At 61.0% G+C, this 15,634-nt stretch carries 16 protein-coding genes; all 16 read left to right on the forward strand.

Going from position 1 to position 15,634, the window contains the following annotated elements; genetic code table 11:
* Positions 1 to 87 precede the first annotated feature (87 nt).
* The gene (locus tag Q0I19_RS03495; protein ID WP_294758983.1) at positions 88 to 1,410 is read left to right on the forward strand and encodes a carboxyl transferase domain-containing protein; all 1,323 of its coding nucleotides are present in this window, start codon (positions 88 to 90) and stop codon (positions 1,408 to 1,410) included.
* A 33-nt stretch (positions 1,411 to 1,443) separates the two neighbouring features.
* Positions 1,444 to 1,821 (forward strand): biotin/lipoyl-containing protein, encoded by a 378-nt coding sequence (locus Q0I19_RS03500; protein WP_294758980.1) that lies wholly within the window; start codon positions 1,444 to 1,446, stop codon positions 1,819 to 1,821.
* A gap of 20 nt (positions 1,822 to 1,841) precedes the next feature.
* A complete protein-coding gene (locus Q0I19_RS03505; protein WP_294758976.1) occupies positions 1,842 to 3,245 on the forward strand; it encodes an oxaloacetate decarboxylase subunit alpha in 1,404 nt (467 codons plus the stop codon).
* 172 nt (positions 3,246 to 3,417) lie between these two features.
* Complete coding sequence (locus Q0I19_RS03510) at positions 3,418 to 4,296, forward strand: YicC/YloC family endoribonuclease (RefSeq protein WP_294758972.1); 879 nt, start codon at positions 3,418 to 3,420, stop codon at positions 4,294 to 4,296.
* Between the two features lie 9 nt (positions 4,297 to 4,305).
* Positions 4,306 to 4,560, forward strand: a complete 255-nt coding sequence (locus tag Q0I19_RS03515; RefSeq protein ID WP_294758969.1) for a DUF370 domain-containing protein — start codon at positions 4,306 to 4,308, stop codon at positions 4,558 to 4,560.
* On the forward strand, positions 4,557 to 5,135 hold the full coding sequence (gene gmk, locus Q0I19_RS03520; protein WP_294758967.1) for a guanylate kinase: 579 nt from the start codon (positions 4,557 to 4,559) through the stop codon (positions 5,133 to 5,135). The genes Q0I19_RS03515 and gmk overlap by 4 nt, the downstream gene beginning before the upstream one ends.
* The gene (gene priA / locus Q0I19_RS03525; protein ID WP_294758965.1) at positions 5,132 to 7,393 is read left to right on the forward strand and encodes a primosomal protein N'; all 2,262 of its coding nucleotides are present in this window, start codon (positions 5,132 to 5,134) and stop codon (positions 7,391 to 7,393) included. The genes gmk and priA overlap by 4 nt, the downstream gene beginning before the upstream one ends.
* Positions 7,394 to 7,411: 18 nt before the next feature.
* Positions 7,412 to 7,927, forward strand: a complete 516-nt coding sequence (def, locus tag Q0I19_RS03530; RefSeq protein ID WP_294758963.1) for a peptide deformylase — start codon at positions 7,412 to 7,414, stop codon at positions 7,925 to 7,927.
* A 4-nt stretch (positions 7,928 to 7,931) separates the two neighbouring features.
* Entirely contained in the window at positions 7,932 to 8,852 is a 921-nt protein-coding gene (fmt, locus tag Q0I19_RS03535) for a methionyl-tRNA formyltransferase (protein ID WP_294758961.1), read from the forward strand.
* Positions 8,849 to 10,159 carry a 16S rRNA (cytosine(967)-C(5))-methyltransferase RsmB gene (gene rsmB / locus Q0I19_RS03540; RefSeq protein ID WP_294758959.1) on the forward strand — a complete coding sequence of 437 codons (1,311 nt, stop codon included), beginning with the start codon at positions 8,849 to 8,851 and terminating at the stop codon, positions 10,157 to 10,159. Before fmt ends, rsmB begins: the two co-directional genes overlap by 4 nt.
* A gap of 34 nt (positions 10,160 to 10,193) precedes the next feature.
* Positions 10,194 to 11,261 carry a 23S rRNA (adenine(2503)-C(2))-methyltransferase RlmN gene (gene rlmN, locus Q0I19_RS03545; RefSeq protein WP_294758956.1) on the forward strand — a complete coding sequence of 356 codons (1,068 nt, stop codon included), beginning with the start codon at positions 10,194 to 10,196 and terminating at the stop codon, positions 11,259 to 11,261.
* Positions 11,258 to 12,010 (forward strand): Stp1/IreP family PP2C-type Ser/Thr phosphatase, encoded by a 753-nt coding sequence (locus tag Q0I19_RS03550; RefSeq protein ID WP_294758954.1) that lies wholly within the window; start codon positions 11,258 to 11,260, stop codon positions 12,008 to 12,010. The genes rlmN and Q0I19_RS03550 overlap by 4 nt, the downstream gene beginning before the upstream one ends.
* Entirely contained in the window at positions 12,003 to 13,949 is a 1,947-nt protein-coding gene (gene pknB / locus Q0I19_RS03555) for a Stk1 family PASTA domain-containing Ser/Thr kinase (protein ID WP_294758951.1), read from the forward strand. The genes Q0I19_RS03550 and pknB overlap by 8 nt, the downstream gene beginning before the upstream one ends.
* A 4-nt stretch (positions 13,950 to 13,953) precedes the next feature.
* Positions 13,954 to 14,814 (forward strand): ribosome small subunit-dependent GTPase A, encoded by an 861-nt coding sequence (gene rsgA, locus Q0I19_RS03560; RefSeq protein ID WP_294758949.1) that lies wholly within the window; start codon positions 13,954 to 13,956, stop codon positions 14,812 to 14,814.
* Entirely contained in the window at positions 14,802 to 15,443 is a 642-nt protein-coding gene (locus Q0I19_RS03565) for a thiamine diphosphokinase (RefSeq protein WP_294758946.1), read from the forward strand. The genes rsgA and Q0I19_RS03565 overlap by 13 nt, the downstream gene beginning before the upstream one ends.
* Positions 15,430 to 15,567, forward strand: a complete 138-nt coding sequence (locus Q0I19_RS03570; protein WP_294758943.1) for a hypothetical protein — start codon at positions 15,430 to 15,432, stop codon at positions 15,565 to 15,567. Before Q0I19_RS03565 ends, Q0I19_RS03570 begins: the two co-directional genes overlap by 14 nt.
* Positions 15,568 to 15,634: the final 67 nt, after the last annotated feature.

A 15,634-nucleotide genomic window follows, 5' to 3' on the forward strand; every position in this document is an offset into this window, starting at 1 on the left:
TACACAAAGTAGTATAATCGTTGTATATGGCAGATTTTTGTAACAAGGTTATAGCGTCTGCCGCTTTTACCATAGGGAGGAAACTGTATGGCAGCAAATAAGCCCGGCAAGGCAGAGATCCTTGCAGCATTTTTTGACGGCGGTGTCTACTCTCCGCTGTTTACGGACGGTGCCGTAAGTGCAGCTTTCGGCAGCGCCAACGGCCAGAGCACCTACGCCGTTTTTGAGGATGGCAGCGCTGTGGGCGTGCAGGACATCGAAAAAAATATCCGCGTGCTGGAAATGGCCGCACAGACCGGTGCGCCGGTCGTGACCTTCTACGACTCTGTCGGCGCTAAGCTGGAGGGCGGTCTGGAGCTGCTCAACGCCAACGCCCGCCTGACCGCCGAGATCGCCCGCGTGTCCGGCGTTGTGCCCCAGATCGCCGTTGTCACCGGCACCTGCGCCGGCACCAACGCCATCAACGCCGCCGCCGCTGACCTGTGCATTATGGCCGAGGACGCCGAGCTGTTCCTCAACGCGCCCTTCAATGCCGAGGATAAGCTCGCAGGTGCCGGCTCCGCCGCCTTTGCCGCCAAGGCCGGTGTGGCTGCCGCCACCGCCGCCGACGCCGTCGAGGCTGCCAAGAAGGCTGCCGAGATCGTCGCCCTGATGCCCGCCAACAACCTGGCCGGCCCCGCGCTGTTCGACTTCGCCGCCCCCGCCGCTGCGCTGAACACCGCCGCCTACACCGCCGCCGATGCCGTCAAGGCTCTGGCCGATGAGGGCACCGCCGTCACCCTGTACGAGGGCTACGGCAAGAACATTGTCACCGCGCTGGCTACCGTCAACGGCAGCACCGTGGGCATCGTCGCCACCGAAAAGGCTGCCCTGTGCCACAAGTGCACCGCCAAGGCTGCCCGCTTTGTGCGCCTGTGCGATGCATACAGCATCCCCGTAATCACCGTCGTCAACACCGAAGGCTTTGTCAAGAGCGAGGGTGACGATCAGGCCGGCGGCATCCGTCAGGCTGCCCGTATGGCAGGTGTCTACGCCGAGGCTACCACCGTCAAGGTGGCTGTGCTGGCGGGCAATGCCGTGGGCGCTGCCTACACCGTTTTTGCCGCCAGCGCTGACTGGCGCGTTGCCGTCAATGGCTGCACCGTGGCACCCCTGGCACCCGAAGCCGCTGTCACCGTTCTGTACAAGGACGAGATCTTTGCTTCCGACAATATCGTGAACGCCACCAAGGCGAAGGCTGCCGCCTACGCCAAGGACGTTTGCAGCGCCGACGCCGCCGTCAAGAACGGTGCCGCCGATCTGGCTGTGAACGCCGCCGATGCCCGCGCCGCCGTTGTGCAGGCGCTGGATATGCTGGCCAGCAAGCGCGCCGTCCGCCTTGCCAAGAAGCACGGCAACATCACGCTGTAAAAATCAACCCGCTGATTTAAGGAGGATATTCCTATGAAAAACCTGATCGTTACCGTAAACGGCGTTGCTTATAATGTCACCGTTGAGGAAGGCACCGGCGCCCCCGTGGCCGCTGCTGCCCCCGCCGCCGCTCCTGCCGCTGCCCCCGCACCCGCTGCGGCTCCGGCTCCCGCCGCTGCCCCCGCCGGTGCTGCCGGTGCTGTTTCCGTCAATGCCCCCATGCCGGGCAACATTCTGGATGTCAAGGTCAAGCCGGGCGACTCCGTCAAGGCCGGCGACACCCTGCTGATCCTCGAAGCCATGAAGATGGAGAACGAGATCAGCGCTCCCCAGGATGGCACCATTGCAAGTGTCAACGTTCGCAAGGGCGACGTGGTCAACTCCGGCGACCTGCTCTGCACCATGAACTGAGAAAGACGGGGTGAATGACATTGGCTAAGAAACCCATCAAGATTACTGAGGTCGTTCTGCGCGATGCCCACCAGTCTCTGCTGGCCACCCGTATGACGATGGACGAAATGCGTCCCATCCTGCCTGAAATGGACAAGATCCCTTACTTCTCCGTAGAGTGCTGGGGCGGCGCAACGTTTGACTCCTGCATCCGTTTCCTGGACGAAGACCCGTGGGAGCGTCTGCGCATCCTGCGCAAGGAGCTGCCCCACCAGAAGCTGCAGATGCTGTTCCGCGGCCAGAACATGCTGGGCTACCGTCCCTACGCTGACGACGCTGTCGAGTACTTTGTCAAGAAGTCTGTCGCCAACGGCATTGACGTTATCCGTATTTTCGACGCCCTGAACGACCCCCGCAACCTGCAGACTGCCATCAAGTCCGCCAACAAAGAGGGTGCTCATGTTCAGGCATGCATCAGCTACACCTTAAGCCCTGTCCACAATAACGAGTACTTTGCCCAGTACGCCAAGACCCTGGAGGAGATGGGCGCTGACTCCATCTGCATCAAGGATATGGCCGGTCTGCTCAAGCCCTACACCTGCTCTGAGCTGGTCAGCGAGCTGAAAAAGACCGTCAGCATCCCCGTGGACATCCACAGCCACTACACCGCCGGTCTTGCCTCCATGTCCATCCTGAAGGGCATCGAGGCCGGTGCCGACATCGTCGACACCGCCATGAGCCCCTTGGCTCTGGGCACCTCCCACATGCCGACCGAGAGTCTGGTCGCTGCCCTGCAGGGTACCGATTACGACACCGGTCTGGATCTGAACCAGCTCAATGTCGTGCGCGCTTACTTCAACAAGCTGCGCGAGAAGTACATCGCCAACGGTCAGATCAACCAGAAGTCCCTGGGTGTTGACGCCAACACCCTGCTGTATCAGGTTCCCGGCGGCATGTTCTCCAACATGCTCAAGCAGTTGAAGGACGCCGGCAAGGAGGACAAGCTCCAGGACGTTCTGGAGGAGATCCCCCGCGTTCGCGAGGATGCCGGTTACCCGCCGCTGGTCACCCCGACCAGCCAGATCGTCGGTACGCAGGCCGTGTTCAACGTGATCATGGGCGAGCGCTACAAGATGGTCACCAAGGAGTTCAAGGGTCTGGTTCACGGCGATTACGGCAAGACGCCCGCCCCCATCAAGAAGGAATTCAGCGACTTTATCCTCAAGGGCGAGCAGCCGATCACCTGCCGCTTTGCCGACACGCTGGAGCCTGAGATGGAGAAGCTGAAGGCCGAGGCCGCCAAGTACGCCATCCAGGAGGAGGACGTGCTGACCTACGCCATGTTCCCGCAGGTTGCGCCCAAGTTCTTTGAAAAGCGCAACGCCCGCCTGCAGGGTGTCGATGCACTGCACGCCGACTACGAGAACAAATCCCACCCCGTTTGATCTGTAAAAGCATTTGCCGCCTCTGCCGCAGGGCAGGGGCGGCTTTTTTGTGTCCAAGCTGTAAAAGAACGCCCTTTTTGCTTGCATCTTGCGGTGAAAAATAGTAAAATATATGATATATATGTGTGCCCGGCGGCAGAGCTGCCGAATATGATACCGAGGTGTAAGGCGTATGGTTTTAAGTATGACCGGTTACGGCCGCGCAGGGGCTTTGCTGCATGGCCGTGATATCAAAGTAGAGCTGCGCAGCGTCAATGCGCGTTTTTTTGAGTATTCCTCCCGTCTGCCGCGCTCCTGCGCATTTTTGGAGGACAAGCTCAAAAAACTGGTGGCTGCCAAGGTCAGCCGCGGCAAGGTGGAATTGAGCCTGTCCATCCAGACGGTCACGGCGGCGGACACGGTTGTGTCGGTCAACTGGTCGCTGGCGCAGGGCTACCGCGCCGCGCTGGATTCCCTGATTGAGAAAATGGACCTGAAAAACGACGTCACAGCGGGCATGATCGCCCGTTTTCCCGAAGTTTTGACCCAGACGGCCGCCCCCACCAACGAGGACGAGCTGTGGCAGGACGTGCAGAGCGTGGCGTTGCAGGCAGTTGATGCCTTTGTGGCGATGCGCGCCGTCGAGGGCGAAAAGCTCAAGGCGGACGTGGCAGGGCGTCTGGACACGATCGAGGAATTGGTTGCCAAGATCGAGCAGGGAAGTGCGGGCCGCGTACAGGCATACAGCGACAAATTGTACGCCCGCCTGCAGGAGCTGCTGGGCGACCGCAGCATTGACGAAAGCCGCCTTGTGACCGAGGCCGCCATCTTTGCCGACAAGACCGCCATTGATGAGGAAACCGTGCGTCTGCACAGCCATGTGGCGCAGTACCGCGAAATTCTGGCGCTGGATGAGCCGGTGGGACGCAAGCTGGACTTCCTGACGCAGGAGCTGAACCGCGAATCCAACACCATCGGCTCCAAATGCCAGGACGTTGCCATCACCCGTCTGGTCGTTGAACTGAAATCCGAGATCGAAAAGATCCGTGAGCAGATCCAGAACATCGAGTAAGGAGCCGCCATGAAACTCATCAACATCGGCTTTGGCAACATGGTCAACGGCGACCGCGTCATCGGCATCGTCAGCCCGGATTCAGCCCCCATCAAGCGTCTGGTGCAGGACGCCCGCGAAAAGGGCGCACTCATCGATGCATCTTACGGGCGGCGCACCCAGGCTGTTCTGATTATGGACTCGGATCATGTGATATTATCGGGCATCGCGCTGGAAAGTCTGACCGGCCGTTTTGCCCAGGAAGAAGAGGAAAAGAACGTATGAAAGGCGAAAAATACCTGTTTGTCGTGTCCGGCCCGTCCGGCACCGGCAAGGACACCGTGGTGGCCAGTCTTTTGAAAAAGCACCCGGAGATCCAGCACACCGTTTCCGCCACCACCCGCACCCCGCGCGAGGGTGAGAAGGACGGCATCAACTACCACTTTATGACCACGGCGGACTTTGAGAACCACCTTGCCAACGACCAGATTGTCGAGCATACGCAGTATTGCGGCAACTACTACGGCACACTGCGCAGCGAGATCGAGGGGCGTATGGCGCTGGGCATCCCGGTGATTTTGGTCATCGAGGTCGAGGGCGCGGGCAACATCAAAAAGATCTACCCCGGTGCCACCACCATCTTTGTGCTGCCCCCCGATATGGAGGAGCTGGAGCGCCGCCTGCGCAGCCGCGGCACCGAGAGCGAGGAAACCATCCGCCGCCGCCTGCAGCGCGCCGAGACCGAAATTGCCAACTCGGTCAACTATGACGAGCATATCGTCAACAATCAGGTCGAGGCCTGTGCCGACGGCCTGTATTCCATCATTCAGTTCAAGCTGAAGCACGGCGCCGAGGAATGAGCCTGCAAGTTGCCCAGGCGGCCGTAAATGATGCCAACATCCATTTTGACAGGCTGTATTCCTACTGTGTGCCGCCCCGTCTGGTGGGCAGGATCTGGCCCGGCAGCATGGTGCTGGTGCCCTTCGGACGCGGCAATAAACCGCGTATGGCCGTCGTTTTAGACGTGCAGGAGGTCGAGGACGCGCCCGACAAGCTGAAAACTCTGCTGGATGCCGCGCCCGAGGAAGCCCGCCTGACCCCCGACCTGATGGAATTGGTGCGTTTCTTGAAGGAGCGCACCTTCTGCACCTGGTTTGAGGCGGTCAAGGCGGTCATACCCTACGGTGCGCAGTACCGCCCGGCCACGGAGAACGGCCGCCCCGTCATGCAAAGCAGGCTGAGCCGTTCCACCGAGCGGCTGTACACCCTGGCCGGTGAACTGCCCGCCGCCCCCAAACCAGGCCCGCGCCAGCTTGCGGCGGTACAGGCGCTGCGCCAAGGCCCCCTGACGGCCCGCCGGCTGGACGAGGTGGGCATCTCCAAGTCAACGCTGGACACCCTTTGCAAAAAGGGCGTGCTTACCGTCAGTGAGCAGGACAAGGAAATCGACCTGTTTGCCGACATTCCCTTTGACCCCAAGCCCATCACCCTTTCGCCGGAGCAGCAGGCCGTTTTTTGGGAGCTGCTGCCGAAATTGGAGGACGCGCAGCCCCATGCGGCGCTGCTGCACGGGGTCACGGGCAGCGGCAAGACGGTGGTTTTCCTGAAGCTCATCGAGCGCACGCTGGAATTGGGGCGCAAGGCGCTGGTGCTTGTGCCGGAGATCAGCTTAACACCGCAGATGATCCGCCGCTTGAAATCCACCTTCGGCAGTCGGCTGGCTGTGCAGCACTCGGCGCTCAACAACACCGAGCGCCTTCTGCAGTGGCGGCGCATCCAGCAGGGGAACGCCGATATCGTGGTGGGCACCCGCAGCGCGGTGTTTGCGCCGCTGCAAAATGTCGGGCTGATCATCATGGACGAGGAGCAGGAGCACACCTACCAAAGCGAGTCCGCCCCGCGCTACGATGCCCACGACATCGCCAAAAAGCGCGCTGCGATGGAAAATTCCCTGCTGTTGTTCGCGTCTGCCACGCCGCTTACGGAAACCTACCACGCCGCGCAAAGCGGCCGCCTGCAGCTGGTACAGCTAAAACACCGCTACGGCGGCAAGCCGCTGCCGCAGGTGGATTTCGTCGATATGCGCGCCGAACTGGCGGCGGGCAACCCGCGCGAGGTCAGCGGGCGGCTGGCGCAGGAGCTGCAAAAAAACCTCGACAACGGGGAACAGAGCATCCTGCTGCTGAACCGGCGCGGCTACCGCACGGTGGCCATGTGTACCGCCTGCGGCCATGTGCTGAAATGTCCCCATTGCAGCGTGCCGCTGGTCTACCATAAGCCCCAACAGGCGCTGATGTGCCACCATTGCGGGCACACCGTGCAGCCTGCGCCCACCCTTTGCCCCGACTGCGGCGGCAAGCTGGCATACAGCGGGTTCGGCACCCAAAAGGTGGAGGAAGAACTTGCCCGTCTGCTGCCCGCCGCGCGCATTTTGCGGATGGATCAGGACTCCACCACCAAAAAGAACTCCCACGAAACGATGCTGGCACAGTTTGCGCGGCACGACTACGATATCCTACTGGGTACGCAGATGGTCGCCAAAGGGCTGGACTTTGAAAGGGTCTCGCTGGTGGGTGTTCTGGGCATCGACTCGCTGCTGTTCGGGCAGGGGTTCCGCGCGTATGAAAGCGTGTTCAGCCTGGTCACGCAGGTCATCGGGCGGGGCGGGCGCGCCGATATCCCCGGACGGGCGCTGATCCAAACCACCGTACCCGACCACCCCGTTTTGCAGCTGGCCGCCGCGCAGGATTACGAGGCGTTCTACCGCGAGGAGATCACCTTCCGCAAATTCGGGCTGTACCCGCCGTTCTGCGCGTTCTGCGTGGTGGGCTTTGTGGGGGACAAGGAGCAGGAGGTATTGGCCGCCGCCGTGCGGTTTGGCCAACTGCTGGGCGAAACCGCCGCTAGGACCCCCAAAATGCCGCTGCGCATCCTCGGCCCTGCGCCCATGAACATTGTGATGCTCAACAGCAAATACCGCTACAAGCTGACCCTGAAATGCCGCAACGACGCACAGTTCCACGCCGTGATGCGGCAGACACTGGATGCCTACGACAAGGAAAAGCTCCCCGCCAAGGCATCGGTGATTTTGGACTTCAACTCTGACGGAGATATTTAATTCAGGAGGAAACTATTTATGGCACTGCGTACTATCGTGCAGGACGGCGACCCGATTTTGAAGAAGGTTTGCCGCCCCGTAACCAAATTTGACGACCGTCTGGGCATTTTGCTCGACGATATGAAAGAAACTCTCATCGACGCCAACGGCTTGGGTCTGGCAGGCCCGCAGGTGGGCATGATGCGCCGCCTGTTCATCTGCCTGGATGACCGCGACATGCCCGAGGAAGTACCCGCCAACTACGAGTACAAGTTTATCGAGTTCATCAACCCCGAAATTCTGGAGCTGAGCGACGAAAAGGTCGAGCTGTACGAGGGCTGCCTGTCCTTCCCCGGCCACAACGGCGCGATTTCCCGCTCCAAGCACGTCAAGGTCAAGGCACAGGACCGCCACGGGGAATGGTTCGAGATGGAGGCCGACGATATGCTTGCCCGCTGCATCCAGCACGAGAACAACCACCTGGACGGCATCACCATCATGGATCTGGCAGAGCATTTCTATGAGGACGACTACCCCGAAGAAAAAGAGGACTGATTCTATGCGCATCCTTTTTATGGGCACACCCGATATCGCCGCCGACAGCCTGGCCGCCCTGCTGGGGGCCGGGCATGAGGTGTGCGCCGTGTTTACCCGCCGCGACAAGCCCGTGGGGCGCAAGCAGATTCTGACCGCGCCCCCGGTCAAGCAGCTGGCGCAGCAGCACGACATACCGGTCTACCAGCCCCGCACGCTGCGCGACGGTTCGTCCGACGCGCTGATTGAGCAGCTGGCACCCGACATCATCGTGGTGGTGGCGTATGGCTGCATCATTCCGCCGCAGCTGCTGCATACCGCCAAGTACGGCTGCATCAACCTGCACGTTTCGCTGCTGCCCAAGTACCGCGGCTCGGCACCCATCCAATGGGCGGTGCTGAACGGCGATGCCGAGACCGGTGTTTCCATTATGCAGCTGGACGAGGGGCTTGACACCGGCGATGTGCTGATGGTCGAGCCGGTCGCCATCGACCCCGAGGAAACCAGCGGCGAATTGTTTGACCGTGTCAGCGCCGTGGGTGCTAAGACGCTGGTCGATGCGCTGGCAAAGATCGAGGCAGGGCAGCTTACCCCCGTGCCGCAGGACCACAGCAAGGCAACACTGGCGCCGCCGCTGTCCAAGGACACGGCCCGCTTTGCCTTTACCGAGGACGCCGCCCACATCCACAACTGGGTGCGCGGTATGAACCCGTGGCCCACCGCCTGGTTTGAGCAGGACGGCAAGCGCATCAAGGTCAGCGAGTGCCGCCTGGCAGAAAACCCGCAGAACGCCGCGCCCGGCACCGTGCTGGCGTTGAAGCCGCTGACGGTGGCGGCACAAAACGGCGCGGTGGCCCTGCTCAGCGTTACGCCCGAGGGCGGCAAGCCGATGGCGGGTACCGCCTGGGCGGCAGGCCGCCGCCTGAAAACGGGGGACTGCCTGTGACGCCCCGCCGTCTGGCGGTGCAGGCGCTTTTGCATCAGGAACAGGCGGGCTACGCCAACCTGGTGCTGGACGCCGAGCTGAAAAAATGCACCCCGCCACTGTCCCCACGCGATGCCGCCTTTGCGGCGGGCATCTTCTACACGGCGGTGGAGCGTATGCCCCTGCTGGACTACCTGCTGGGGCAGTTCCTCAAAAAGCCGCTGGCAAAGCTGGATGCACCGGTGCGTGCGATCTTGCGCGCAGGGCTGGCGCAGGCGCGGTTCATGCAGGTGCCGGTCTCGGCAGCGGTGAACGAGAGCGTCAAGCTGACCAAGGCGTTTGGCAAAACCAGCGCCGCCGGTATGGTCAACGCGGTCTTGCGCCGCGCCGCCGCGCAGCCTGTCAGCGAGAGCGATTTTGCCGACCCGCTGCAGCGGCTGCAAATCTACTACTGTCTTTCCGCGCCCGTGGCGGCGCTCTTGTACAGCCAGTACGGCGACGAAGCATTTGCCATGGCAGCGTCCTTTTTTGAAAAGCCTGCCGCCGCCGTGCGGGTCAATACCTTAAAAACCACCGATGCGGCGCTCACCGCGCGCCTGCAAAGCGAGGGCTGCGATGTCACGCACGGGCCGTGGGAACACTGCCTGCTGACGAAATTCAGCGGCTCCCCGGCGGCGACAAAAGCCTTTGCCGAGGGTCTTTACCATGTGCAGGGGCTGGCCAGCCAGTATGCGGCGCTCTGTGTGCAGGCACAGCCGGGGCAAAAGGTGCTGGATCTGTGTGCCGCGCCGGGCGGCAAAAGCCTGACGCTGGCGCAGTGCATGCAGGACAAAGGGCAGCTGATCAGCGGCGAGTTTGTGGCAGGGCGTGTCTCGCTTTTGCGCAAGGCGTTTGACCGCTGCGGCGTACACTGCGCCGAGGCCGTACAAAACGATGCCGCCGTGCCCCGCCCGCAGTGGGGTGTGTTTGACCGTGTTTTGTGCGATGTACCGTGTTCGGGTCTTGGTGTCATAGCCAAAAAACCGGATATTCGCTGCAAAGATTTGGCAGGTATGGAGAATTTGCTCCAAACCCAGCAAAAAATCCTGCAAAACGGGGCAGATTCCCTTGCTGAAAACGGGCGTTTGGTGTATTCTACCTGTACAGTCAATCGGGACGAAAACGAGCGTCAGGTGCAAAAATTCCTGGCAGCCAACCCCGATTTCACACTGGCTGCCCCGCCGCTTGCCTACCCCGGCACGGTGGATACCGGCTATGGTACGCTGTTTTTGCCGCACAAGACGCACACCGACGGCTTTTTTGCGGCCGTTCTGCAAAAAAAGCATTGATTCTTTCGTTTATACGATTTAGGAGGACTCCCGCATGGAACAGGCCGCAGGAATTTGCCTTTCGGATATGACCCTGGACAGGCTGACGGCGTATATCGTCAGCCTGGGTCAGCCGAAATTCCGCGCCAAACAGATTTTTAAGTGGCTGCACCAAAAGCTGGTGACCGAGTTTTCGCAGATGACCGACCAGCCCAAAGCGCTCATCGCCCTGCTTGAGCAGCAGTGCACGATCGCCGCGCCCGCCATACGCCGCCGTCAGCAGTCGGCGGACGGCACGGTCAAATATCTGCTGCAGCTGGCGGACGGCAACTGCATTGAAACGGTTCTGATGCGCTACAAATACGGCAACACCGTCTGCGTGTCCACCCAGGTGGGCTGTGCGATGGGCTGCCGCTTTTGTGCATCCACCCAGGCGGGGCGTGTGCGCGACCTGACGCCGGGGGAGATCGCCTCCGAAATTTATACCGCACAAAAGGATACGGGGGAGCGGGTGTCCCACATCGTCCTGATGGGCATCGGCGAGCCGCTGCATAACTTTGACAACGTGATGGACTTTCTGGAGATCATCTCCTGCCCAGAGGGCGTCAACATCGGTATGCGCAACATCAGCCTGTCCACCTGCGGTTTGGTGCCGAAAATCGACGAGCTGGCCAAGCGGCATTTGCAGCTGACGCTGTCGGTGTCGCTGCACGCGCCCGACAACGCGGTGCGTTCCTCGATGATGCCGGTCAACGATGCCTTCCCGCTGGAGCAGTTGATCCCGGCCTGCCGCCGCTACCAGAAGGAAACGGGGCGCCGCATCAGCTTTGAGTATTCGATGGTGCGCGGCGTCAACGACTCCTCCGAGATGGCGCAGAAACTGGCGGACTTGATTCGCGGCATGGGCGCGCATGTCAATCTGATCCCCATCAACCCCGTGGACGGCAGCCCCTATTCCGCCACAGATGACGCCAACGTCCACCGCTTCCGCAAGGAGCTGGAGGCGCTGGGCGTCAATGCCACGGTGCGCCGCCGTCTGGGCACCGATATCAGTGCCGCCTGCGGGCAGCTGCGCCGCGAGGATGCCCAAGAGACTTTACAAGGAAAGGACGAAACGCAATGAAGATTGCAGCCATCACCGACATCGGCAGCTGCCGCCAGGAAAATCAGGACAACTATTGCGCGCAGCAGCTGCCGGGGGGAACTGCATGGGGCATTGTGTGCGACGGCATGGGCGGCGTAAACGGCGGGCGGGTGGCCTCCCGCATTGCAACCGACACCATGCAGCAGTATTTTGCCAGGGAACTGCCGGAATTGCAGCCCGGTGCAGAAAAAGCCTTTTTGCTGCGCGGATTCGATATTATCAACCGCGCCGTGTACGACAAGGCAACGGCCTCCCCCGAAATGCTGGGCATGGGTACCACGGGTGTCTGTGCCTATGTGGGGGCAAACGGCATGGCGCATATCGCACATGCCGGGGATTCCCGTGCGTATCTGTACCACGCGGGGGAGCTGACGCAGATCACCCACGACCACTCGATGGTGCAGCAGCTGGTGGACAGCGGCCAGATCACCCGCGAGCAGGCCGCCCAGCACCCGCAGAAAAACCTGATCACGCGGGCGTTGGGGGTGTCTGCCAACATCGTGCCGGAATACAGCCGCTGCCAGGTGGCGGTGGGGGATATCCTGCTTTTGTGCACAGACGGGCTGACCAACATGATACCGGATACAGAAACTGCGCGTATTTTGCGCGATGCAACGTTCTTTGATGCCACAAGAATTCTTGTGGATCATGCTTTGCAGGCCGGCGGCCAGGATAACATCACCGTCCTGCTGATGGGTGTGGAGACTACGGAGGTCAACAATGGATAATATGATCGGTAAGCGGCTGGACGGCCGCTATTCCATAGAGGGTCTGGTAGGCGTCGGCGGTATGGCCAACGTCTACCGCGGCACCGACCTGAAAACCGGCAACCCGATTGCCGTCAAGGTGCTCAAGGAAGAATTTCTCGACAATGAGGAATTGGTGCGTCGGTTCAAGAACGAGTCCAAGGCAATCTCCATTTTGGATCACCCCAACATCGTCAAGGTGTACGATGTTTCGGTCACCGACAAATTGCAGTATATCGTCATGGAGTACGTCGACGGTATCACCTTAAAGGAATACCTGCGCCAGCGCGGCGGTGCGCTTACCTGGAAGGAGGCCGTCTACTTTGCCTCCCAGGTACTCAGCGCTTTGCAGCATGCCCACGCCAAGGGCATCATCCACCGCGACGTCAAGCCCCAGAACATCATGCTGCTGGCCGACGGCTCCATCAAGATGATGGACTTCGGCATCGCCCGCTTCTCCCGCGCGCAGAGCCAGACCGTCAGTGACAAGGCCATCGGCTCGGTGCATTATATCAGCCCCGAACAGGCCAAGGGCGAGCGCACCGATGCCCGCACCGATATCTACTCGGTGGGCGTTATGCTGTACGAGATGCTGTCCGGCAAGCTGCCGTTTGACGGCGACGGCGCGGTTTCCATCGCCATTATGCAGATTTCCGATAAAGCCCGCCCGCTGGCGGAGGTTGCCCCCGACGTGCCGGAGGGCATCCGCCAAATTACCGAGAAGGCCATGGAAAAGGACCCCGCCAAACGGTTCCAGAGTGCCGCCGAAATGCTGGATGCCATCGAGGCGTTCAAGAAAAACCCCTCCATTCACTTTGAGTACGAGTACAGAAATATGCAGGACAATCCCGAAAAGCAAATCAGCCGCGTGGTGAACAGCGCCAAGCCCGGCAGCAACCTGCGCACAGGCAGCGCCCGCCGTGCAGGGGCCGCCGCAAGCGGCACCAAAAAGAAAAAGAAAAACCGCAAGGAGCCTAAGCCCTTTGCCATGTTCCCGATTTTTGCGGGCATGGCGGTGGCGTTTGTCATCGGTGCGGCCATTCTTGTCTACCTGATCTTCACCAATTCCAACAACCTCCTGTTCTCCAACCGTGAGGACGTGACGCTGATCAACTTTGTCGGCATGACCAAGGACGAATACCTGGCCTCCGACTACAACAAGCTGCTGAAAGCCGAATTTGACGAAACCTACGACAGCTCCAGCGCGGCGGGCACCATCATCCGCCAGACGCCCGGTGCCGGGCGAACCGTCAAGGAAAAGCAGAAGGTGACCCTGACCGTAAGCCTCGGCACCGAGTATGTCACCGTGCCCGAAACCAAAAACATGGACGCCGACGATGCCAAGCAGACCCTGCTGGACAAGGGCCTGCGTGTGACCAAAAAGCCCATTGTGGACGCTACGGTCGCCACCGGTGCGGTGGCTTACACCGAACCCGCCGCAGGGGAAACGGTGGAGGGCGGCTCCACCGTCATCATGTATGTCAGCCGTGAGGCGGCCCAGACCGAGGCCGTTGTGCCCAGCCTGAACGGACGCACCATCGAGGAAGCCCGCGAAGAGATCAAGAACAGACTGATTTCGCTGTCGGTCGTCGAGCAGGCCAGCGAGCAGCCGGCCGGCACGGTCATCAACCAGTACCCGGAGGCCGGTACCAAGGTGCGCATCGGCAGCGGCATCACCGTGTATGTTTCCACGGGTGTGCCCGAAGTGGTCCCGGAAACGCCGACTGAACCCCAGCCTGTTCCCGGTCTGCCCGAGGGCACGATGGGTGACCCGAATGAAGGTGCGACCTGGGCCGAAATGTACTGGTTCCCCGACGGCACCTACGAGTGGCGTGCCGTGTACGAGCACGACTATGCCGTGTACTGGTACGGCACAAACGAGCCTTACGTCAATAACGCCCCGACCACGTCCGGGGGTTGATGCCATGGACTATATCACAAAGGGCATCGGCGGCTTTTACTATGTAAAAACGCCCGACGGTATCGTGGAATGCAAGGCCCGCGGCGTGTTCCGCAAGCGGGGCATCACCCCGGTAGCGGGCGATAAGGTGTGCCTGTCGGCAGACCGCGCGGCCATTGAGGAGATCCTGCCCCGCAAAAATGTTTTTATCCGCCCGCCCATTGCCAACCTGGATGTGCTGTTTATCGTTGCCAGCACGGTGCAGCCGGTGCCCAGCACGCTGGTGCTGGATCAGCTGGCCGCAGCGGCCGTGTACAAGGATGTGCAGCCGATACTCGTCATCACCAAGGCGGATCTGGCGGCGGCCGACACCCTGCAGCAGGCCTACGCCCACAGCGGCATTCCGCTGATCATGCTCAACTACGAGACCGGCGAAGGGCTGGACGAGATACGCGCGCATATCAAGGATCATCTGTGCGCGTTCTGCGGAAACTCCGGCGTGGGCAAGTCGACGCTGCTCAATCATTTAGCACCTGAATTGCAGCGCGAAACAGGGCAGATCAGCCGCAAGCTGGGCCGCGGCCGCCACACCACCCGCGAGGTGGAAATCTTTGAGATTTGCGGCGGGCGTCTGGCCGACACGCCGGGCTTTGCCAGCCTGGAGGCACAAAAGCTCTGCCGCATCCCCAAGGACGAATTGCAGCACACCTTCCCGGAATTTGAACCGTATTTCGGGCAGTGCAAGTTTACCGGCTGCTCCCACCGCAGCGAGACCGGCTGCGCCGTGCGTCAGGCGCTGGAGGCGGGCAAAATCAGCCAAAGCCGCTATGCGAGCTATCTTGCCATGTACGCCGAGGCCGAAACGAGGAAAGAATGGGAAAAATAACAAAAAACGCCGTTATTCTTTCGGCTGTGCCGGTGGCGTCGGAAATGCGGCGCTACCTTGCGCCGGACGCCTTTGTGGTGGCCTGTGATGCGGGCTACCGCAATGCCGAGCGTCTGGGTGTGCGGCCGGATTTGATCGTGGGGGATTTCGACTCTGCCCCGCGGCCGCAAACCACCGACGAGACCATTGTCTTGCCCCACGTCAAGGACGATACCGACACCCACTATGCCGCCCGTTACCTGCTGGAGCAGGGCTATACCCGCATCACAATGCTGGGGGCTTTGGGCGGGGCACGGCTGGAACACAGCCTGGCCAACATCGCCACGGGGCTGTTTCTGGCGCAAAACGGGGTCGAGGTCCTGCTGGCGGACGCCAAAAGCGAGCTGCATTACCTGCTGCCGAACGCGCCGCTGACCCTGCAAAAGGGGGACTGGCAGTATCTTTCGCTGTTTCCCTTGCAGGGGACTTTACAGGGCGTGACGCTTGCGGGCGTCTACTACCCGCTGCAAAATGCAGCCCTTACGGCTGATTATCCGCTGGGCGTCAGCAATGAATTTGTGCAGGACACAGCCGTGATTTCCTGCACGGCGGGCTGCGGCCTGGCAGTGCTGACCCGTGCCGACGGGTAACACAACCGCCGTGTGCGGCATACTATGGCACAAACCCGAAAGCGAGGTGTGCGCCATGAATGTTGTTGTGATCCGCTGCCCCAAGGCGCTGCGTTGGCTGCTGCGCGTGACGTTCAAGGTATAAAGGAAAAACCTCCGCTGCCCTTTTGGGGCGGCGGGGGTATTTTTTTGCCCCTGCGGCCATATAGATA

Origin of the sequence: uncultured Gemmiger sp. (assembly GCF_934561205.1) — a bacterium.
Lineage (GTDB): Bacteria > Bacillota > Clostridia > Oscillospirales > Ruminococcaceae > Gemmiger.